This window comes from Rhizobium sp. BK313 (assembly GCF_014193655.1).
Taxonomy (GTDB): Bacteria; Pseudomonadota; Alphaproteobacteria; order Rhizobiales; family Rhizobiaceae; genus Rhizobium.
The window spans coordinates 1,211,440-1,231,625 of record NZ_JACHZQ010000001.1 but is presented as its reverse complement, the minus strand read 5'-3'; the positions used below and the strand labels follow the sequence as shown (position 1 = coordinate 1,231,625).

At 58.5% G+C, this 20,186-nt stretch carries 16 protein-coding genes; 6 read left to right on the top strand and 10 right to left on the bottom strand.

What is annotated here, in order from left to right; translation table 11 throughout:
- Positions 1–75 precede the first annotated feature (75 nt).
- Positions 76–942 (top strand): hypothetical protein, encoded by an 867-nt coding sequence (locus tag FHT86_RS05825; RefSeq protein WP_246779396.1) that lies wholly within the window; start codon positions 76–78, stop codon positions 940–942.
- Here FHT86_RS05825 and FHT86_RS05820 read toward each other — a convergent pair.
- The 3 genes from FHT86_RS05820 to FHT86_RS05810 form a co-directional block, all read right to left on the bottom strand.
- On the bottom strand, positions 902–2,659 hold the full coding sequence (locus FHT86_RS05820; RefSeq protein WP_133705930.1) for an ankyrin repeat domain-containing protein: 1,758 nt from the start codon (positions 2,657–2,659) through the stop codon (positions 902–904). The two genes, FHT86_RS05825 and FHT86_RS05820, sit on opposite strands and share 41 nt — an antisense overlap.
- 166 nt (positions 2,660–2,825) lie before the next feature.
- Positions 2,826–3,653 carry a TolB family protein gene (locus tag FHT86_RS05815; RefSeq protein WP_133705929.1) on the bottom strand — a complete coding sequence of 276 codons (828 nt, stop codon included), beginning with the start codon at positions 3,651–3,653 and terminating at the stop codon, positions 2,826–2,828.
- A gap of 30 nt (positions 3,654–3,683) precedes the next feature.
- Positions 3,684–5,363, bottom strand: coding sequence for an NAD+ synthase (locus FHT86_RS05810; RefSeq protein WP_133705928.1), 1,680 nt, complete (start codon positions 5,361–5,363; stop codon positions 3,684–3,686).
- A gap of 189 nt (positions 5,364–5,552) precedes the next feature.
- On the opposite strand from FHT86_RS05810, the gene FHT86_RS05805 reads away from it, so the two are divergent.
- Positions 5,553–7,481, top strand: a complete 1,929-nt coding sequence (locus tag FHT86_RS05805) for an LTA synthase family protein (protein ID WP_133705927.1) — start codon at positions 5,553–5,555, stop codon at positions 7,479–7,481.
- Positions 7,482–7,562: 81 nt separating this feature from the next.
- Positions 7,563–8,111 (top strand): DUF1003 domain-containing protein, encoded by a 549-nt coding sequence (locus FHT86_RS05800; protein WP_133705926.1) that lies wholly within the window; start codon positions 7,563–7,565, stop codon positions 8,109–8,111.
- An 87-nt stretch (positions 8,112–8,198) separates the two neighbouring features.
- Here the strand turns inward: FHT86_RS05800 and FHT86_RS05795 are convergent, their stop codons facing one another.
- The 5 genes from FHT86_RS05795 to rpiA all read right to left on the bottom strand — a co-directional run bounded on the left by FHT86_RS05795 (position 8,199) and on the right by rpiA (position 13,142).
- A complete protein-coding gene (locus FHT86_RS05795) occupies positions 8,199–8,624 on the bottom strand; it encodes a GFA family protein (RefSeq protein ID WP_133705925.1) in 426 nt (141 codons plus the stop codon).
- 159 nt (positions 8,625–8,783) lie between these two features.
- Positions 8,784–10,157, bottom strand: coding sequence for a class II 3-deoxy-7-phosphoheptulonate synthase (locus FHT86_RS05790; protein ID WP_133705924.1), 1,374 nt, complete (start codon positions 10,155–10,157; stop codon positions 8,784–8,786).
- 148 nt (positions 10,158–10,305) lie between these two features.
- The gene (gene gor, locus FHT86_RS05785; RefSeq protein ID WP_133705923.1) at positions 10,306–11,691 is read right to left on the bottom strand and encodes a glutathione-disulfide reductase; all 1,386 of its coding nucleotides are present in this window, start codon (positions 11,689–11,691) and stop codon (positions 10,306–10,308) included.
- A gap of 166 nt (positions 11,692–11,857) precedes the next feature.
- Positions 11,858–12,427 (bottom strand): DUF2059 domain-containing protein, encoded by a 570-nt coding sequence (locus FHT86_RS05780; RefSeq protein ID WP_133705922.1) that lies wholly within the window; start codon positions 12,425–12,427, stop codon positions 11,858–11,860.
- Between the two features lie 13 nt (positions 12,428–12,440).
- A complete protein-coding gene (rpiA, locus tag FHT86_RS05775) occupies positions 12,441–13,142 on the bottom strand; it encodes a ribose-5-phosphate isomerase RpiA (protein ID WP_133705921.1) in 702 nt (233 codons plus the stop codon).
- Between the two features lie 198 nt (positions 13,143–13,340).
- On the opposite strand from rpiA, the gene FHT86_RS05770 reads away from it, so the two are divergent.
- A complete protein-coding gene (locus FHT86_RS05770; RefSeq protein ID WP_133705920.1) occupies positions 13,341–14,015 on the top strand; it encodes an HAD family hydrolase in 675 nt (224 codons plus the stop codon).
- A 216-nt stretch (positions 14,016–14,231) separates the two neighbouring features.
- On the opposite strand, the gene FHT86_RS05765 is transcribed toward FHT86_RS05770, so the two are convergent.
- Positions 14,232–16,133, bottom strand: coding sequence for a murein L,D-transpeptidase (locus tag FHT86_RS05765; protein ID WP_133705919.1), 1,902 nt, complete (start codon positions 16,131–16,133; stop codon positions 14,232–14,234).
- 419 nt (positions 16,134–16,552) lie between these two features.
- Here FHT86_RS05765 and fumC point away from each other — a divergent pair, with 419 nt between their 5' ends.
- Positions 16,553–17,944, top strand: a complete 1,392-nt coding sequence (fumC, locus tag FHT86_RS05760; protein ID WP_133705918.1) for a class II fumarate hydratase — start codon at positions 16,553–16,555, stop codon at positions 17,942–17,944.
- A gap of 58 nt (positions 17,945–18,002) precedes the next feature.
- On the opposite strand, the gene FHT86_RS05755 is transcribed toward fumC, so the two are convergent.
- Entirely contained in the window at positions 18,003–18,239 is a 237-nt protein-coding gene (locus FHT86_RS05755; RefSeq protein WP_133705917.1) for a hypothetical protein, read from the bottom strand.
- A 239-nt stretch (positions 18,240–18,478) separates the two neighbouring features.
- On the opposite strand from FHT86_RS05755, the gene FHT86_RS05750 reads away from it, so the two are divergent.
- Positions 18,479–20,086: a fumarate hydratase gene (locus tag FHT86_RS05750; RefSeq protein WP_133705916.1), complete on the top strand. Its 1,608-nt coding sequence runs from the start codon at positions 18,479–18,481 to the stop codon at positions 20,084–20,086.
- The last annotated feature ends 100 nt before the right edge of the window (positions 20,087–20,186 follow it).

Below are 20,186 nucleotides of genomic sequence, written 5' to 3'. Positions count from 1 at the left end.
TTTCCGGTTGCATCGGCAATTGCCCTGCTTGGCAATCTCGCTTAGCGGTCGCAAAGGTAAGAACTACGCTCCGCCTTGGCCAATTCGCAAAAATACTCCCGCAAGAAGCGCATTTCTGATAGGTACGTTGTTAAGCTCCACGCTGTATCGTTCCCTGAGGTCGAACCGCTTTCGAAGAGCAAAATTGTGAACCGCGGCAGAAATTTCTCCTCCTGTCTTTTGCTGTCCCTGTTGGTGACGGCGCCGGCTTTTGCGCAGACGAATACCATCTGCGACGAGTTGCGTGGCCGTTATGCCAATGTCACCGAAGTCATCGGTGCCAGCGCCGAAACACGGCAGCTTTCGCGCGCCATCGTCAAACAAAACCTCATGATCCGGCAACTGAAGAGCGATATGCGCAATCAGGGTTGCTCTTTCGACAGCAGCATGGTGATCGTCGGCTCCGGGGATAGTGGTGCCTGCGACGAAATGCAGATGTCGCTGGACCGGATGCAGCAGGATCTTGGTTCATTGATGGATGAGCGTGAGCTGAGTTTAACCCGCGTCGACGCCGAGGGGGCACAGCGCCGCCAATTGCTGGCTGCCATGCAACGGAATGGCTGCAGTGCTCCGGCTTCGGCCCAGCCGGACACCATTATCAATACCAGATTGAAGCCGGAGGCTTACGCGCCTGAACAGCAGTCGCTGGCGCAGCCGGAAAGTTCGGTCACGACAATCGAGACGAGGAAGCCTCAGACGGACGCCACGCTGCCGCAACGGCAGTTTCCGGTGACCTCGGCGCCGGCGATGACTCAGGTTCAGCCCAAACAGGTACCACAGGACCGGCCCTACGATCCCTCGGCAAACAAGGTGCGCCAGGTCGGACCGCAATTCCTCGCGACCGACCAGGGCAACCTCGATCTCAAACATCCGAAGGCCGCTGGACCGCAGCCGGCACAATAGGCGCTCTCAGCAGCGAGACGACAGACTCGTCGCCGGTTTCCCGCGCCAGATCACGGTATGAGCGGCCGGATGCATCCCTCACCGAACGGTCGGCGCCGCGCTCCAGCAGGAGACGCACCGCATCGACGCGACCATTGAGGATCGCAAAGCCTAGTGGCGTCAACCAGTCGCGTTCCGGGCTCGCCTGCCCGCGCGGGCGGAAATCACCGAAGCGGGTGTCTGTCTGCTCGGGGTATTTATCCAGAAGCGAAGCCAATTGCTCGATCTGGCCAAAGGCCGCGGCAGCAAAGATATCGAGCGGTTGCGTCTTGAGGAATTCAACCATCTCCGGCTTGCCGTTATACTCCGCCCAGCCGATCGGCGATGAATAGTGGTAGGGATCGCGGATGGTGGTGTCGGCGCCGTACTCGATCAGCAGCTTCACCATATCGATATGGCCATGCAGCGCGGCCTCATGCAACGGCGTGCGACTGGTCATGGCGTTGACGTCGAGGCCGAGGGCGAGCATGCGACGGGCAGGCTCGACAGCATTTTCACCCGCAGCTTCGTGCAGCATGGCGGGGTGGGCGCGCCGCATCGCCTCGGGAATGTCGAGGTCAGTCACCATTCGTCCTATTTGATCCACCGGTATTTCGCCGGTCATGATCTGAAGGTAGAGCCAATCTTCTTGCTTGAGACGGACGGCGGCGGCACCCTTCCCCACGAGGTATAGCGCCAGCTCGTTGTCACCACCGATCTGCGCCCATTCGAAAGGCGTTCGGCCATTGACCGCTTTGTTGACGTCCGCGCCGTGCTCGACCAGCAACCTGACCCGTTCTCTCATGCGCTTCTCGCATGCCCAGGCCAGTTGATAATCGAAGACCGTCTGCGAATTCGCCACCAGTCCGCCGTCTTCGCGCACCAGCCAATTATTTTTGTCGGCAGCAGAAAGCCCGTATTCCAGCAGCAGTTCCAGGCAGGAATTATCAGGCTCGAACATCCGGTTATAGAGTGCCTGGCTGTCGTTCGCTGCCGCTCCGGCGTCGAGCAGCAAACGTGCGAAGGCCTCGCACTCCGGATGCGGCGGCTGCCGGACCTTGCCGGCTTCCCCCTCTCCGAAAACACCGGTCAACGCCGTGAAGCGATATTGGCCACCATCGAGGAAGAAGGCGTTGGGATCGGCCCCGCGCTCGATCAAAACCCTTGCCGCAGGCAGGCTGGAACGGCCGGGCAAACGGGCATAGGCGGTGTAAAGCAGGGGCGGCCAATCGTAAGGCCCGCCTTTCCGATCAAGAAGCTGCGGCTGGCGATCGAGCCAGCGCGTTACGCCGGCGCCGTCGCCAAGCGCCGCGGCAATGTAGATACTCTCCCCGGCAATGTCAGGATTAGCCTCCTGCAATTGCAGCGCCTCATCGAAGCGTTCCGGATCAGCCGGAATATGGGAAAAGTAGGAAACCGTCACCAGCGACAGGAATTGATTGGCAAGCTGGTCTCGTGGGGTTTCCCCGCGATTGGCGCTTACCAGATGTGCCTTGAGTTTCGTCCAGCTCGAGAAGCCATATTCACGGGCAAGAACGAGCTGGATGTCCTGAAGCCCGACATCCGTGACGTTAGCAAAATACGGCGCGACACGGCTACGTGCCGCCTCATCACCGGAGTGGATGGCTTTCAGAAAAGCCTTGGCCTGCTTTTTCAGGGAATCGATGGTGGCGTTGCCCGCCAAAGAGCGCGTGGTCACGAAAGACCTCCTTTCATTTACGTCCGGTATCCGCGCCCACAGACTGAAAAGAGGTGTGGCAGTCTTACGTTCTATGCATCAGGTGGGCCTAGCCCTTCCCGCGGATCGGATGCGCCCTGCGAACGATGCGGAATTTATAGCGGAGCATCTGACCTGTCCAGAGCCGTCAGGCCGGCTCATAACGGACATAGGCGAATTCATCACCATTAGGCGCCCAGTTCGGCACATTGATGGTGCCTTGTCCGCCGAATAGCTCGAACAGCGTCGTGAGGTTGCCACCATCCATGTCCATCAGCCGCAGCCGCACATGGAGATCGCGCGGATGGTCGAAGACATCGGGGTCGTAGGAAATCAACACGACCTTGTCGTTCTTCGGCGACGGATGGGCGAACCAGTTGCCGTAGTTGTCGCTTGTCACTTGCTGGAGACCAGTACCGTCGGGATGGATGCGCCAGATCTGCATCAGGCCGGTGCGACTGGAGTTGAAATAGATCCATTGCCCGTCGGCGGAATAGTCAGGCCCGTCATTGCGGCCCTCGCCATGCGTCAGCCGTGTCTCTTCGCCGCCATCGATCGAAATCGTGTAGATGTCGAAGATATTATCGCGGATACCGCAATAGGAAAACCGACGCCCATCGGGCGACCAGCCATGCCAATAGGACGGCAGGTTACGCGTAACCTGCCGCGGCGTTCCGCCCTCGGACGGCAAAACATAAATGCAGGACTTGCCGTGTTCCGTCTTGTCGGAAATGGCAATCAGCGAACCGTCGGGCGATATGCCGTGGTCGTTGTTGCATCGCGTCGCAAAGCCGGTATCGACCTGAACCGCCTCGGCCTTCCCGTCAAGCGGGAGCCGATAAAGCAATCCATCGCCATTCAGCAGCAGATAGCGCCCGTCCGGTGAAAAATTCGGCGCCTCGACCAGCCGATCGGTCCGCCAGACGACGCGGTTTTCACCGGTGCGGATATTGTAGATCTCGACCGAACTGCGCATTGCTTCTCCACTCGTCGGATGGCGTTACGATCAACGATCGCGGAACCGGTTGGTGATCGGATAGCGCCGATCGCGACCAAAATTCTTCTTGGTGATCTTCACGCCCGGCGCAGACTGGCGGCGCTTGTATTCGGCGAGATAAAGCAGATGTTCGACGCGATGGACGGTCGCGACATCGTGGCCGCGCGCAACGATCTCTTCGACGGCCATCTCCTTTTCCACCAGGCACTCCAGGATATCGTCAAGCACCGGATAGGGCGGCAGCGAATCCTGGTCCGTCTGGTTCGGCCGCAGCTCAGCCGAAGGCGCCTTGTCGATGATGTTGTACGGGATCACCTCGCCTGACGGTCCAAGCGCGCCTGGTGGCACATGCAGGTTGCGCCAACGCGACAGCGCATAGACCTGCATCTTGTAGAGGTCCTTGATCGGATTGAAGCCGCCGTTCATGTCGCCATAGAGCGTGGCATAGCCGACCGACATCTCCGACTTGTTACCGGTCGTCACCACCATCGAGCCGAACTTGTTGGAGATCGCCATCAGGATGGTGCCGCGGGCACGGCTCTGCAAGTTTTCCTCGGTGATGCCGCTGTCGGTGCCTTCGAACAGGTCCGAAAGCGCTGAGGTGAAGCCGGTCACCGGTTCCTCGATGGGCACGATGTCGTAGCGGCAGCCAAGCGCCTTGGCGCAATCGGCGGCATCTTTCAGGGAATCCTCGGAAGTATAACGGTACGGCAGCATGACCGTGCGCACCCGCTCTTCGCCAAGGGCATCGACCGCGATCGCCGCACAAATGGCAGAGTCGATGCCGCCGGAAAGGCCGAGCACGACCGATTTGAAGCCGTTCTTATTCACATAGTCGCGGAAACCCAGCAGGCAGGCACGGTAATCGGCCTCCTCGCCTTCCGGGATATGAGCCATCGGACCTTCGGTGCAGTGCCAGCCGCTGCCGTTCTTCTTCCAGGTCGTCACAGCCAACGCGGTTTCGAACTGACTCATCTGGAAAGCCAGCGACTTGTCCGCGTTGAACCCGAAGCTTGCGCCATCGAAAACGAGCTCGTCCTGCCCGCCAACCTGGGCGGCAAAGATGAGCGGCAAACCAGACTCGATCACCTGGCGGAGTGCAACCTGATGACGGACATCGACCTTGCCGCGATAGTAAGGCGAGCCGTTCGGAACCAGAAGAATTTCCGCCCCGCTTTCGGCCAGCGTTTCGCAGATGCCGAGATCGTTCCAGATCTCCTCGCAAATGGGGATACCGATCCGAACACCCCGAAAGTTGACCGGCCCCGCAATAGTGCCTTCGTCGAAGACCCGCTTTTCGTCGAACTCGCCGTAGTTCGGCAAATCGACCTTGTCCCTGATGAAGATCACTTTGCCACCGTCGAGCACGGCCACGGAATTATAGCGGCCGGTGGCGTCCTGGCGCGGAACGCCGACGACAACGCCCGGCCCACCGTCGGCGGTATCTGCCGCCAGGCTTTCCACAGCCTTCCAGCAGGCGCGGATAAAAGCCGGCTTCAGCACCAGATCTTCCGGCGGATAGCCAGAAATGAACAGCTCCGTCAACAACAGGAGGTGCGCGCCTTCGCGCGCTGCCTCGGCCCGCGCTTCCCGCGCCTTGGCTAGGTTGCCGGCGACATCGCCGACCGTCGGGTTCAGCTGGGCGACGGCGATGCGGATGGTCTGGGTGATGGGGCTTTGTTCTGTCATGCCATATATTTAGCGAGCGCAACCCTGTTCCGCAACAGCCTCCCGCTATCTTCGTTCGCCAAAGACAGCGGTGCTCGCATAGGCAGTATTTTCCCACCGAAAAATACTAAGCAAGCCTTGCGGTTCATCCGGCATTCATGACAAAGGTGTGACAATTATATGAACGCTCTGTAACATTCGGAGAGACCGGTGGTCGCCCTGGTACCCAGTTCTGCGTCGGCAGGCAGGCTCGCCATTCTGCAAAAGCTTGGCACGGCGAGACGACAATCGACGGTTCTACGTCAGCTTCTCAGCCTTATCCTGACTTTCCTGCTTGCGCTCCTGACCGTCATATCAGTCGAATGGGTTGCACGTGGCGAACTGTCGGATATTGCAGGTTATTTCATTTCGCCCATCCATCCCGGCTTCACCACTGTCGGCATCGTCATACTGTTGATGCTGCTGCTCGACGCCAGCTTCGGCCGTGCGCATCAATCGATATTGGTGGTTGCGCCTGTGGTCCTGGTTCCGGCCTTCATTTCCAATCAGAAGCAGTATTATCTTTCTGATCCGCTCTACCCGTCGGATTTCCTTTTTGCCCGTCAGACCATGGAACTCATGCCGGTAATCGTGCGCGAGCGGCCATGGACCGCGGTTGCCGTTGCTATCGGCATTATCGCCTCGATCGCTGCCCTCGCCTTTCTCTGGCGCTATGCGTGGCGACATGCAGCAACGCTTTCGCGCAATGCGAGGATCACGCGGCTGTCCATCTGCCTGCCCCTCATGGCTGTGTTCGTCTCGCAGATGGATCCAACGCAAAATTCGTTCATCCGGGAAAAGCTGCGCATCATCCCGATCGTTTGGGACCAGAAGGAAAACTACGGTTACAACGGATTCATCATCGCCTTCTCGCTGAACCTGCCGATGGCCGATGTCAAAGCGCCAGTGGGCTATGGACAAAATGCGATCGACGCGATACCCGCCCGCAACTACGCTTATCTTTCCGGCCCACGCGAAAAGCCCGACGTCATCATGCTGATGAGCGAGTCCTTCTGGGACCCGACCAAATTTTCCAAACTGACCTTCACGCCCGATCCCATGCCGAACATCCGTGCCGCACAGTCGGGCTATGTCTTCTCTCCCGAATTCGGCGGCATGACCGCCAATGTCGAATTCGAGGCGCTGACCGGCTTCTCCAACGCCTTCCTGCCGTACGGCAGCATTCCCTACCAGCAATATGTCCGCCGGCCGATACCATCACTTGCCACCTTCTTCCGCGGCGAAGGCTATGCCGCCCGTTCCATTCATCCGTTCAGCGGCTGGTTCTGGAACCGCAACGAAGTCTACAAGGCTTTCGGTTTTGAGGAATTCCGCACCGAGGACACCATGCCGCCAATGGAGAAGCGCGGCCTTTTTGCCTCTGACGACTCGCTGATGAAGGAGATCATGCGCGAAGGCGACGCGATGGACCGGCCGTACTTCTTCTTCGCCGTCACCCTGCAGGGCCACGGCCCCTATGAACCGCATCGCTACGCCGAAAATACGGTCGACATCAAAGGCGATCTGAGCGACGCCGATCGCGACACGCTGGCAACTTATACGCAGGGCGTTCGAGAAGCTGACCAAAGCTTGAAAATGCTGATGGATTGGGCTTCAAAGCGCGACCGCGAGACCATCATTGTTCTCTGGGGCGATCATCTGCCGCCGCTTGGCACTGTCTATCCTGATACCGGCTACATGCCCGAACAAGTGGCGGCCCGAAAAGCGCCGCTCGATGTGATGAAGCTGGAGCATGAAACGCCGCTGGTCATCTGGTCGAGCAAGAAGGGCGTGCGCAGGGATGTCGGCACGATCAGCCCGTCGCAACTGCCCTACCATATTCTCAAGACCGCCGGCTATGAGCACCCCTTCTACACCGGCTTTCTCGGCCGCGTGCAGAAGAAATACACCATCATCGATCGTTACCAATTGGCGACGCGCGACAATCAGGCTTTTCCGGATTGGGCTCGCAAAGAGCAGAACCTAGATCCGCTGATGCGCGATTATCGCTATCTACAGCATGACGCGATGTTCGGACGGGAATACGGGCTCGATCGCTTCTTCCCATCGCATGCCTGGCTTGTCAGCCAAGGCAGTTAGGCTGCGACCCTTTTCGCATTGCATTTCCATCGGGCAATCGAATACTTGCGCCAAAAGCGATCAAGTTTTCGGAGTGTTCCCATGTATAATCTACCCAATTTCGTTCACCAGCATTTCGACAAGACAGCCGAGGAGCTGGGCGAGATCGAAAAGCGCGTATTGAAAAAGGCGCATGAGCGGAAAATCGTTTCGACCGATATCAATGCGGCCTTCTCCGCCAGAGCCTCTTTTGGCGAACGCCTCGCGGACAGCATTGCTCGTGTCGGCGGCTCCTGGTCGTTCATTGTCTGCTTCCTGCTGTTCCTGGTATTCTGGTGCGTCGTCAACACCATCGTTCTTCTCACTCGCGCCTTCGATCCCTACCCCTTCATCTTCCTCAATCTCGTCCTCTCCATGATCGCCGCGATCCAGGCCCCGATCATTATGATGTCGCAGAACCGCCAGACCGAACGTGACCGCTTCGAGGCGGCGAAGGATTATGAAGTCAACCTCAAGGCTGAACTCGAGGTGCTTTCGCTGCATCAGAAGATCGACATGCAGGTCCTGACGGAGCTATCGGCGCTGCGCGAGGAATTCGCACGGCTGAACAGGAGGATCGAAGACAAGAGTAGCGGCAGCTCGATCGTCTAAACCGTCGAAGCACCGAGCAGTAGTGATGCTGCTGACCTAGCTGCACGTGTGGGGCTCTTGCCGCACACGCCGCACTTCAGGAATAACCTAGTCGGAAGGCCCCGCCGTCAGCAATCCCGGCCGCCCCTGCTTGTATTGTGGCAGCCCGTCGTCGATTTCGTAAAAATCGCCCTTATCGGCGCAATAGATGTGGTAGGCCAGTTTCAGGTCGCTGGGTTGATCGAAAAGCCCGGCCATGATCGAGATTTCCCCGGCGCCATCAGCCACCCAGAAAAGCGCCGAACCGCAGGTTCGGCAGAAGCCGCGGCGGGCAAAGGAGCTGGCGCGGTACCAGGTGATCGCGTCTTCACCTTCGATCGTGATGTTGTCGAGTGGAACATTGGTCGCAGCGTAATAAAATCCGGTCTGCTTGCGGCACTGCGAACAATGACAAGCGACAACCTCTCGCAACGCGCCATGTGTCTTGAAACGTACGCTGCCGCAAAGGCAAGCGCCGGTGTGTTCGTCATTCATGCTGAACCCTCTCTTTTCTTTACAACCTTGACGACAATGCCGCTTGCGTCAAATGCAAAGAAATGAAGCAGGCTTCAGCGAGATTGATTGCGAAAGCACAAAAGCAAACGGGCCGGTATGAGCCGGCCCGTTTGCAAATGATGTCTCGATGGCTCGCTATCAGCCGTGCGCGCGCAGGCGCTTTTCGTCGCGACCGCCCTTCATGCGTTCAGCGAGCAGGAAGGCAAGTTCCAGGGCCTGATCGGCATTGAGGCGCGGGTCGCAATGGGTATGGTAGCGATCCTGCAGATCGTCGGCCGTGACGGCGCGGGCGCCGCCCGTGCATTCGGTCACGTCCTTGCCGGTCATCTCGATGTGGATGCCGCCCGGATGCGTGCCTTCGGCGCGGTGAATCTGGAAGAAGCTTTCGACTTCCGACAGGATGCGCTCGAACGGCCGGGTCTTGTAGTTGTTGAGCGTGATCGTGTTGCCATGCATCGGATCGCAAGACCAGACGACCTTGCGGCCTTCGCGCTCCACGGCTCGAATGAGGCGCGGCAGGTTGTCGGCGACCTTGTCATGGCCGAAGCGGCAGATCAGCGTCAGGCGCCCGGCTTCGTTGGCCGGGTTCAGAATATCGATCAGGTTGAGCAAATCGTCAGCTTGCAGTGAAGGACCGCATTTCAGGCCAAGCGGATTCTTGATGCCGCGGAAATATTCGACATGCGCATGGTCGGCCTGACGCGTGCGGTCGCCGATCCAGATCATGTGGCCGGAGGTGGCGTACCAGTCGCCCGAAGTGGAGTCGACGCGCGTGAACGCTTCCTCATAGCCGAGCAGCAGGGCCTCATGGCTGGTGAAGAAATCGGTCTCGCGCAGGCTTGCATTGCTCTCGGCGGTGATGCCGATCGCTCTCATGAAATCCATGGTCTCGCCGATACGATCGGCAAGCTTGCGGTAGCGCTCGCCCTGCGGGCTATCCTTGACGAAGCCGAGCATCCACTTCTGAACATTCTCCAGATTGGCATAGCCACCCATGGCAAAGGCGCGCAGCAGGTTTAGCGTCGCGGCCGACTGGCGGTAGGCCATCAGTTGCCGTTCCGGATTGGGGATACGCGCTTCTTCGGTGAATTCAATGCCGTTGATGATGTCGCCGCGGTAGCTCGGCAGCGACACACCATTCTGGGTCTCGATGCCCGAAGAGCGCGGCTTGGCGAACTGACCGGCAATACGACCGACCTTTACGACAGGCAGTTGCGCACCAAAGGTCAAAACGACGGCCATCTGCAGGAAGGCGCGGAAGAAGTCGCGGATCGTATCCGCGCCATGCTCGGCGAAGCTTTCGGCACAGTCGCCACCCTGCAGCAGGAAACCGTTGCCTTCGGCAACATTGGCAAGATGCGCCTTCAGACGACGAGCTTCACCGGCAAAAACGAGCGGCGGATAGCTTGCAAGCTGTGCTTCCGTGGCTGCCAGCGCCGCCTGATCCGGATATTCCGGCACCTGCTGGATCGGTTTTTGCCGCCAACTGCTCGGTGTCCAATTCTCTGCCATCTCACTCACCTGTTTCCGCACCCGGTCTTCGCCAAGTGCCCCGCCGTCGTAAATAACGCGCGCTTATAAACCTTTGCCCGCAGCTTGCAAAGGCGGACCATCTATTGGAGATCGTCTTTTATGCGCGGTGGAATTACTGCGCTATTCCTTATACGCGCTCGCCGTTGCGGATGCGATAGCTCGGCGTATACATCGTCACCAGCTCTTCGGAGGCTGTCGGGTGAACGGCCATGGTGCGGTCGAAATCTTCCTTGGTGCAGCCGGCCTTCACAGGGATGCCAAGCAATTGCGCCATCTCGCCGGCGTCATGGCCGAGAATGTGTGCGCCGACCACCTTGCGATCGGCAGCATTGACGATCAACTTCATCATCATCTTCTCGCTACGGCCCGACAGTGTCGCCTTCATCGGCCGGAACTGGGCGCGATAGACTTCGAGTTCCGCATAACGCTTGGCGGCGTCCTCTTCGGTCAGGCCCACCGTGCCGATCTCCGGCTGGGAGAAGACGGCGGTCGGGATCAGTTCGTGATCGGGACGGGTCGGATTGTTCTTGTAGACGGTTTCAATGAAACACATGGCCTCATGGATCGCCACTGGCGTCAACTGTACCCGGTCGGTGACATCGCCAAGCGCATAGATGTTCGGAACCGAGGTACGCGAATACTCATCGACGACGATAGCGCCGAGCTCGTTGACCGCCACACCGGCAGCTTCGAGCCCGATATTCTTGGTATTCGGCGTGCGGCCGAGCGCCAGCATCACGGTGTCTACCTTCAGCACCTTGTCGTTCTTTGTCCGAACGCTCAGGCCGTCTTCCGTCTTCGTCACGCTTTCGATGATGTCATGGCAGAGGACATGTATGCCTTTGCCCTCCATTGCCTCATGCAGGCCCTTGCGCAGGTCCTGGTCGAAACGCGACAGGATCTCAGCGCCGCGATAGATCAATGTCGTCTCGACGCCGAGCCCGTGGAAGATGTTGGCGAATTCCACAGCAATGTAGCCGCCGCCGGCAATCAAGATCGATTTCGGCAGTTCTTCCAGGTGGAAAGCCTCGTTGGAAGAGATGCAGAACTCGTGGCCGGGCAGCGCCGGATGCAGGTTCGGCGTGCCGCCGGTGGCGACGACGATCGTTTCAGCGGTGACGGTTCTGCCGGTCTTGAGCAGGCGGATCGTATGGGCATCGACCAATTCGGCGCGTGTATCGAAGATCTCGGCCTTGGCGTTGTCGAGACCTTTCCGGTAGAGTCCCTCCAGGCGGGCGATTTCTTTATCCTTCGCCTCGATCAGCTTCTTCCAGTCGAATGTGCTTTCGCCGACCGTCCATCCGAAGCCGGCCGCGTCCTCAAAATGCTCGCTATATTGCGAGGCGTAGACGAAGAGCTTCTTCGGCACGCAGCCGCGGATGACGCAGGTGCCGCCATAACGGTACTCCTCCGCGATGCCGACCTTCTTGCCGAGCGACGCGGCAACGCGCGCACCTCGCACCCCCCCCGAACCGCCGCCAATGACGAAAAGATCGAAATCAAACGAAGGCATCGGATACTCCTGCAAAAATAAAGATAAGGGTCGGCACTGATATAGGATTTCAAGCAGCAAAAAGAAAAGCCCGGAGCGATACCCGGGCTTTGAAATTCTAGGGTCCAATCCATGATCCCGAAACGGACGCCACGTTTGCGGATAGGATCACGGCAAGGGATCGCGCTTATTTCTTTGCCGGTGCCGGTGCCGGCTGAGCGTTGTTGGCGCCGTCGGTCGCCGGAGGATTGACAGGCACCTTCACAACCTTCTGCAACGCATCATTGCTCTGGTTGGCGAGATCGCGGGAGATACCCTGACCCCATATATCGGCGGCCTTGTAGAGCGCACGCGTTGCAATCGGGCCGTCCTTGAGAAGCTTCTTGCCGGTCGGCGAGTTATAGAAGTCGGCAATCGCCTTTAGCTCGTCGGCGGTGAAAGCCTTCGCATAGGTTACAGCGGCTTCCCGTTCGAGATCGGCACGGCGCGGTGCGAGAGCGAGAGCCGTGGCATCGACGGTCGAATTGATGGCGTCACCGAAGTTCGGGTTCGCCTGGATCATCGTGCTCTTCAACTGTTCGGCGAGATTCGGCAGGATGTTGTCGAACTGGTTCGTGATGCCGAGTGCGTTGATGGCAGCCCGTGCAGCCTTGATCTGATCTTCCGTGACTTCCTGAGCGCTGGCGGAACCGAGCGCGATGCCTGAAAGAACGATGGTTGCAGCGGCAAAACGGCCAAGACCCGCTATTTTGATCATGAGTTCAGTGCTCCTATGTATTGTTCGCCTGCAACGTGCGTGCGCCGGTGGGACCGGCAATGATCGCAAGTGTCGCCATGTTGATGAAGAGCCCGTGTTCGACAACACCGGGAATCGAATGCAGCTCAATCGACAGCGCCTCTGCATCAGGAATGCGGCCAAAAGATGCGTCGATAATGAAATGCCCACCGTCGGTCATGAAGTTGCCATCACCCGACTGGCGCAGGTTGAGTGCGCCCGAAAGACCAAGGCGAGATGCTGCCTTCTCGATCAGGATACGTGTGGAAACGAGACCAAACGGATTGACCTCGATCGGCAGTGGGAACGCGCCAAGCGTTTCGACGATCTTGCTTTCGTCGGCGATGACGATCATCCGCGCCGACGAAGCCGCGACAATCTTTTCGTGCAGCAATGCACCGCCACCGCCTTTGATCAGCCGCAGAGCGCCGTCGACCTCGTCCGCACCGTCGATAGTGAGATCAAGCTCGGGAAGTTCATCGAGCGATTTCAGCGGCACGCTGAGTTCGACACAGAGCCTGGCCGTGCGCTCGGAGGTCGGAACGCCCTCAATCACAAGACCTGCTGCCACTTTCTCGGCGAGCAACCGAACGAACTCTTCCGCCGTGCTGCCCGTGCCGATCCCAAGCCGCATGCCGCTCTCGACATAGGCCAGAGCCGCCCTCGCAGCCTCGATCTTCATTTGGCGGGCGTCCATACGCCACCTGCTCCCGATTGTTACGTTGGAGTGGTGTTTACACGGCTCTCCTGGCAAACGAAAGCCAAAATAACGGCACAGAATAGAAAACCGCGACCATATTCGAAGAAGCTTGCGGAGCCTTCCGTTGCAATTGTCTGCCCGATCTTCTAACTCGGGAGGACCTGCTTCTTTTTCTTACCTAAAGGTCGATTCCTCGTGAAATCTCCCCTTGTCGTATTCGATCTCGACGGCACATTGGTCGACACCGCACCAGATCTCATCTCGAGCCTGAACCACACCATCGCCGCGCTCGATCTCGCTCCCGTCGGTTATGATAACCTGACACATCTCGTCGGGCATGGCGCGCAAGCGATGATCGAACGGGCCTGCCGCCTGCGCGGCCACGCGCTCGGGTCTGGCGACCTGCCGCCGCTTCTTCAGCGCTTTATTGCCCACTATACCGAGACCATGCCTGGCGACAGCAAGCCGTTCCCCGGCATCGTCAATGCCATGGATACTTTGAAGGCGGCGGGCTTCGGCCTGGCAGTTTGCACCAATAAGCTGGAAAAGCTTGCCGTGACACTGATCGAGCGGTTGAACCTGACGCATTATTTCGATGTCGTCACCGGCGGCGATACTTTTGCGGTGCGCAAGCCGGATGCGCAGCATCTGATCGGCACGATCGAGCGCGCTGGTGGAATGGTCACTTGCGCCGTCATGGTCGGCGATAGCGCTAACGACATTCTGGTTGCGCAAAATGCCGGAATCCCCTCGATCGCCGTTCCCTTCGGTTACTCCGACGTCGGCGTCGAAACGCTGGGGCCCAGCCGCGTGATCGCCCATTATGATGAGCTGACGCCCGAACTCGTGCGCACATTGCTGGCTGCCTAGCAAACGCGGTCACTTTTAATGTCATGTTGCTATATCACGAAGCTGGTTTGGCTCAACCAAACCGTTGCTATCGTTGAATTTTCGTGACCCATTGAGAATGGCCTGGGACGGAAAGCCGCACTCAAATTATCCCCAATGCCATTGGCATTCATCCATCACACAAGGAAAAGGCGGCCCCAGGGACCGCCTTTGTCACTTTCAAACGCCGGTCGTTGCTCAGATCTGAGCCGTGCGCGCCTTGGTCGTTGCGTCGAGCGCCTTCTGCGTCGCTAAATCGCGATCGTAGACATCGTTGAAATACTGCACGACGCCATCCTTGTTCGGCCAGGCGGTGAAGTAGGCGATGTAGATCGGGAACTTCTGCGGCACGGCCACGGCCTTGTTCTGGCCGGTGGCGATCTGCTTTGCGACATCGTCGACCGTCGTGTTCAACACGGCAGCGGCCATAGCGCGCGGATCGGCAAGACGGACGCAGCCGTGGCTGAGCGCACGCATGTCCTTCTTGAAGAAACTCTTTTCCGGCGTATCGTGCATGTAGATCGCATGCGAATTCGGGAAGAGGATCTTCAGCTCGCCCAGCGCATTGTCGCTGCTCGGCGGCTGGCGGACTGAGACATTCTTGGTGGAGCCGTACCAGTCGACACTGGACGAAGCGACAGCATGACCGCCGACTTCGACCTGATAACCCATGCGGTCGAGATAATTCGGATCGGCACGCAGTTTCGGCAGCATTTCGTTGATGATGATCGACTGCGGAACGCCCCAGAACGGGTTGAACTCAACGGTCTGGATCTGGTTCTCGAAGAAGAACGTCTGATGCTGTTTACCGCCGACGACGACGCGCATCGACAGTTGTTCCTGGTTATTGTTGTGATAGTAGACCATGAAGGCCGGCTGGTTGATGAAGACGTAGCGCGGACCGAGTTCGTCCGGCAGCCAGCGCAACTGCTCCATAGCGATGACCAGCTTCTGGATCTTCGTGTCGTTGTTTTCGCCGACCATGGCGCGAACCGAAGACTGGCCGATGACGCCGTCTGATGTCAGGCCTTTTTCCTTCTGGAAGTCTTCGACCAGCGAGACGAGTTCCGGCGTATAGTCCGGCGTGCCTTTATAGGCTGCAAGCGTTACGGCGTTCTTGACCTTCAGCGCATCCGAGCCACGATGCTGGATGGCGTTGACGATGTTGGCCATCTCGGGCGAACTACCGCCCGGCTTCAGGATGCCGTTCAGCGAAATGGTGATATGAGCGCTGTCGCTGCTGCTTTCGCCGCGAAGTTTCGCAAGCTCAGCCTTCAGCTCAATGAACTCCTGGTTCGAAGGACTCCGGCTGTTGAGATAGGCGGTAACATCCGGGCTTGCATGCAACAGGCCGAGAACCGGCGTCAGATTGACGTCCTTACGTTTGAAATCGTGATAACCGGAGATCTTATTCGGGTCGAGGCGGCCGCGGATCGTATCCTGAACGAACATCAGCACCTTGCCGGAAAGTGCAAGCTCAAATTGCATCAAGGCGCGGTCACGCATCGTCGGATCGACACTCGCCGGATCGAAGCTCGGCGCTTGAACGGCATAGTCGGCCGGATCGAGGCCGACGGAGCCAGCATCGGCCAGAACAGCCATAGCGGCCTTCGCCTTGTCATTGATAACATTGTCGGCAACCCAGACGAGCGGCTTGCTCTGGTCGGCGTAATAGGCCTCGAGCGCCTTGGCGACGTCATTCGTCGCCATCACGCGAGCTTCGGTCAGATAACGACGCTGCGAAGCGCTGGTATCGACGGCAACCGGCGTCGCCGACGCATCCGCAACAGCTCCGGTCACCACCGGATCGGCAAAACGGTTGGATGCCACAAGACGCATGGCCTCGGGCTTGTAGGTATAATATTGAGGCGCGCTGACCGTGGGAAGCGGTTCTTTTGTCTGCGCTGGCGCGTTGACGCCAAGGCCCGCCTGACCCGGATTAGCGGTGAGCGGAGCGGAGACCTGTGTGCTCTGCTGGCGCCCCTGCCCGCCGCGAATGAAGTCCATGAGGGTCATGGCGTTTGCGGATGTCGCGCCCGCGGCAGACATGCAGCAGGAAAGAGCCAGGACGGATACTGCGGCTTTGGTGACAAGTTTCATTCTCTAATCAGTCCCCGTATCATGCGGTAGCTTCGAGACAGACGGTGCTGTTTTCAAATCAACTCGGCCGCGATGTTCCAAACATCGTTTAACCATTAGAATGAAAACGACCAGACCCCGCCTTTCGTTCAATGCCTCAACTTTGTGTGAGAAAGCGGAAGCGTCCTTCGCGGTTTAGTTCACACAAAATTATGAAATTATTAGTTAATTTTTTATTGAGTTTTCGCGCGGTTTTTGAGTGGCAATAAGAGCGCCGTGAAGAATATCTATCGAGCGTGTTAAAAAGAACACGGCCTTCCTTATCGCTCACAAAACATGACATGGACAGTCATGAAGCCCCTCCTTCGCTGTTTTCTTAAGCGTTGTTCGGACCTATATGACAGCTATCCTTTTTCAACGGAAAAGCAGGACCAGAGATAATGACCGCCACCCGCACCGAAACCGACACTTTTGGCCCGATCGAAGTGCCAAGCGACCGCTATTGGGGCGCACAGGCTCAGCGCTCGCTCGGCAATTTCAAGATCGGCTGGGAAAAGCAGCCGCTGCCGATCGTACGCGCCCTGGGTATTGTCAAACAGGCCGCCGCACGTGCCAATATGGAGCTGGGTCAATTGGATCCTGCTCTCGGCAAAGTGATCGTCGAGGCGGCCCAGGAAGTCATCGACGGCAAGCTCAATGAGCATTTCCCGCTGCTCGTCTGGCAGACTGGCTCCGGCACGCAGTCGAATATGAATGCCAATGAAGTGATCTCGAACCGCGCGATCGAAATGCTGGGCGGCGTCATGGGCTCAAAGAAGCCGGTGCACCCGAACGACCACGTCAATATGAGCCAATCATCGAACGACACTTATCCGACAGCGATGCACATCGCCTGCGCCGAGCAGATCGTTCACCACCTGCTGCCAAGCCTCAGACATCTGCATACGGCACTGGAAAAGAAGGTCGCCGCCTTCGCTCATATAATCAAGATCGGCCGCACCCACACGCAGGATGCCACCCCGTTGACCCTCGGCCAGGAGTTTTCCGGCTACGCCGCCCAGGTCGCCTCGGCCATCAAGCGCATCGAATTGACGCTGCCGGGTCTTTATGAACTCGCGCAGGGCGGTACGGCCGTCGGAACCGGCCTCAATGCACCGATCGGCTTTGCGGAAATGGTGGCGAACGAAATCGCTGGGATCACTGACCTGCCCTTCGTCACTGCACCGAACAAGTTCGAGGCGCTGGCCGCCCATGACTCGATGGTCTTCAGCCATGGCGCCATCAATGCGGCCGCCGCCGCTCTCTTCAAGATTGCCAATGATATCCGCCTGCTCGGCTCTGGGCCCCGCTCCGGCCTTGGCGAGTTGGCGCTGCCGGAAAACGAACCGGGTTCTTCGATCATGCCGGGAAAAGTCAATCCCACGCAATGCGAAGCCCTGACGCAGGTTTGCGTCCACATCTTCGGCAACAATGCCGCGCTGACATTCGCCGACAGCCAGGGTCATTTCGAACTGAACGTCTACAATCCGATGATGGCGTATAACTTCCTGCAGTCGGTCCACTTGCTTGGCGACGCAGCCGTCTCCTTCACCGACAATTGCGTCGTCGGCATCGAAGCGCGCGAGGACAATATCAAGGCCGGCCTGGAGCGCTCCTTGATGCTGGTGACGGCGCTGGCCCCGAAGATCGGCTACGACAATGCCGCTAAGATCGCCAAGGCCGCACATAAGAACGGTACGACGTTGAAGGAAGAGGCTTTGGCGAGCGGGCTGGTTTCGGCAGAAGATTACGATGCGATCGTCCGGCCGGAGGCTATGATAGCGCCGAAGTGAATTCTGCGAAGTGAAATGGAGCTTCCGGTATCTGCCGGAAGCTCGCCCTCTGCGGTAATTAATGTACCGACGCGGTGATCGCCCTGTAGTGCACCGGAGCGCTGTTTCCCGACTGTTCCGGGATCATATCCGCGGCGGTCAAAACATCGGCCGGATTGATCGACGCCAGGATCTCCTTGTGAAAGGCGCGCTGCAAATAGCCGTCATGACCGAGCGCCAGCATGCTTACGCCGACGACCACGGCAGCAACCGCCAGCGGAGAAATATGGTGATGATGATTGTGGGAGATATCCATGATCTCAACCCTTGTCCCAGACCTCTTTGGGCACCTCGCCCTGCCTGTTGATGTAAGATGTGCTCCTTGCTGGTCGTTCTCTCAAGAGCGCGATTTGAGCACCCATTGTCTACGCGGCATTGACAACCACACCTCTTGAAATTTAGTCGCAGCATCCAGCCAATTGCATTTGGACCTTGCCGGATTTAGACCGTTCGCAAACGTCTCTTCCGCCACATCAAGGCATTGAAAGGTCCCCCATGGCTGACGATCTCTTCCCCCTCGGCGACGACGCCACCCCCTATCGCAAGATTTCCGGCGACTATGTCTCCGTCGATACGTTCAAGGGCCAGGACATCCTGACCGTCGATCCCGAGGGCATCCGGCTGCTCGCCGAAGCGGCCTTTGCCGACATCAACCACCTGCTGCGCCCCGGCCACCTGCAGCAGCTCGCTTCCATCCTCGAAGACCCGGAAGCGACCGATAACGACCGCTTCGTCGCCTATGATCTGCTGAAGAACGCCAATATCGCCGCGGGCGGCGTGCTGCCCATGTGCCAGGACACCGGCACCGCGATCATCATGGGCAAGAAAGGCCGTCGCGTCTGGACCGAAGGCGGCGACAGCGCGGCTCTGGCGAAAGGCGTGCTCGACGCCTACGAAAGGAAGAACCTGCGTTATTCGCAACTCGCGCCTATCAAGATGTTCGAGGAAAAGAACACCAAGAACAACCTTCCAGCCCAGATCGACATCTATGAGGAAGGTATCGACGCCTACGAATTCCTCTTCGTCGCCAAAGGCGGCGGTTCGGCCAACAAGACCTTTCTCTATCAGGGCACGCCATCGCTGCTCACCCACGACCGCATGCTGGATTTCCTCAAGGAAAAGATCCTGACCCTCGGCACGGCAGCCTGTCCTCCCTACCATCTGGCGATCGTCATCGGCGGCACCTCGGCCGAGATGAACCTCAAGACCGTCAAACTTGCCTCGACGCGCTATCTCGACTGTCTTCCCACGGAGGGCTCCGAAAGCGGGCATGCCTTCCGGGATGTCGAAATGGAAAAGGAAATTCATAAGCTGACGCAGAGCCTTGGCGTCGGCGCGCAGTTCGGCGGCAAATATTTCTGTCATGACGTTCGCGTCATCCGCCTGCCCCGCCACGGCGCTTCCCTGCCGATCGGCCTCGGCGTTTCCTGTTCCGCCGATCGTCAAGCCAAGGGCAAGATTACTCGCGACGGCATTTTCATAGAGCAGCTCGAAACCGATCCGTCGAAATACATGCCCGAAATCAACGAGGCGAAGCTCTCCGAATCGATGGTTCGCATCGACCTCGACCGGCCAATGGCCGATATCCTGGCGGAACTGTCTCGCCATCCGGTCAAGACCCGGCTGTCGCTGACGGGCACGATCATCGTCGCCCGCGATCTTGCGCATGCGAAAATTCGCGAGCGCCTGGAGAAAGGTCAGGGGATGCCGGACTACCTGAAGAACCACCCCGTCTACTACGCCGGCCCGGCCAAGACGCCAGCCGGCTACGCCTCCGGTTCGTTCGGCCCGACGACGGCCGGCCGCATGGACAGCTATGTCGACCAGTTCCAGTCGTTCGGCGGCTCGATGGTGATGCTCGCCAAGGGCAATCGCTCGCGCGCCGTGCGCGAGGCATGCAAGGCGCATGGCGGCTTCTATCTTGGCTCTATAGGCGGGCCGGCCGCCCGCCTCGCTCAGGACTGCATCAAGAAGGTCGAGGTATTGGAATATCCGGAACTCGGCATGGAAGCGGTCTGGAAAATCGAAGTTGAGGATTTTCCGGCTTTCATCGTTATCGATGATAAGGGCAACGACTTCTTCCAGGAACTAAATCTCGGCTGACTTTCGTCAGCCGTACAGACAAAAGAAAGGCGCCGGTTCGGCGCCTTTCGTATAAATATTTCTATTTTAGAATAGAATTAATTCTCAATCCGAACTTACA

Excerpts from the sequence above, each read along its gene's own strand:
- FHT86_RS05815 (WP_133705929.1), bottom strand. The coding sequence starts at position 3,653 with ATGCGCAGTTCGGTCGAGATCTACAATATCCGCACCGGTGAAAACCGC.
- FHT86_RS05790 (WP_133705924.1), bottom strand. The coding sequence starts at position 10,157 with ATGGCAGAGAATTGGACACCGAGCAGTTGGCGGCAAAAACCGATCCAG.
- FHT86_RS05755 (WP_133705917.1), bottom strand. The coding sequence starts at position 18,239 with ATGGATATCTCCCACAATCATCATCACCATATTTCTCCGCTGGCGGTT.
- FHT86_RS05795 (WP_133705925.1), bottom strand. The coding sequence starts at position 8,624 with ATGAATGACGAACACACCGGCGCTTGCCTTTGCGGCAGCGTACGTTTC.
- rpiA (WP_133705921.1), bottom strand. The coding sequence starts at position 13,142 with ATGGACGCCCGCCAAATGAAGATCGAGGCTGCGAGGGCGGCTCTGGCC.
- FHT86_RS05750 (WP_133705916.1), top strand. The coding sequence starts at position 18,479 with ATGGCTGACGATCTCTTCCCCCTCGGCGACGACGCCACCCCCTATCGC.
- fumC (WP_133705918.1), top strand. The coding sequence starts at position 16,553 with ATGACCGCCACCCGCACCGAAACCGACACTTTTGGCCCGATCGAAGTG.
- FHT86_RS05810 (WP_133705928.1), bottom strand. The coding sequence starts at position 5,363 with ATGACAGAACAAAGCCCCATCACCCAGACCATCCGCATCGCCGTCGCC.
- FHT86_RS05780 (WP_133705922.1), bottom strand. The coding sequence starts at position 12,427 with ATGATCAAAATAGCGGGTCTTGGCCGTTTTGCCGCTGCAACCATCGTT.
- FHT86_RS05800 (WP_133705926.1), top strand. The coding sequence starts at position 7,563 with ATGTATAATCTACCCAATTTCGTTCACCAGCATTTCGACAAGACAGCC.
- FHT86_RS05765 (WP_133705919.1), bottom strand. The coding sequence starts at position 16,133 with ATGAAACTTGTCACCAAAGCCGCAGTATCCGTCCTGGCTCTTTCCTGC.
- gor (WP_133705923.1), bottom strand. The coding sequence starts at position 11,691 with ATGCCTTCGTTTGATTTCGATCTTTTCGTCATTGGCGGCGGTTCGGGG.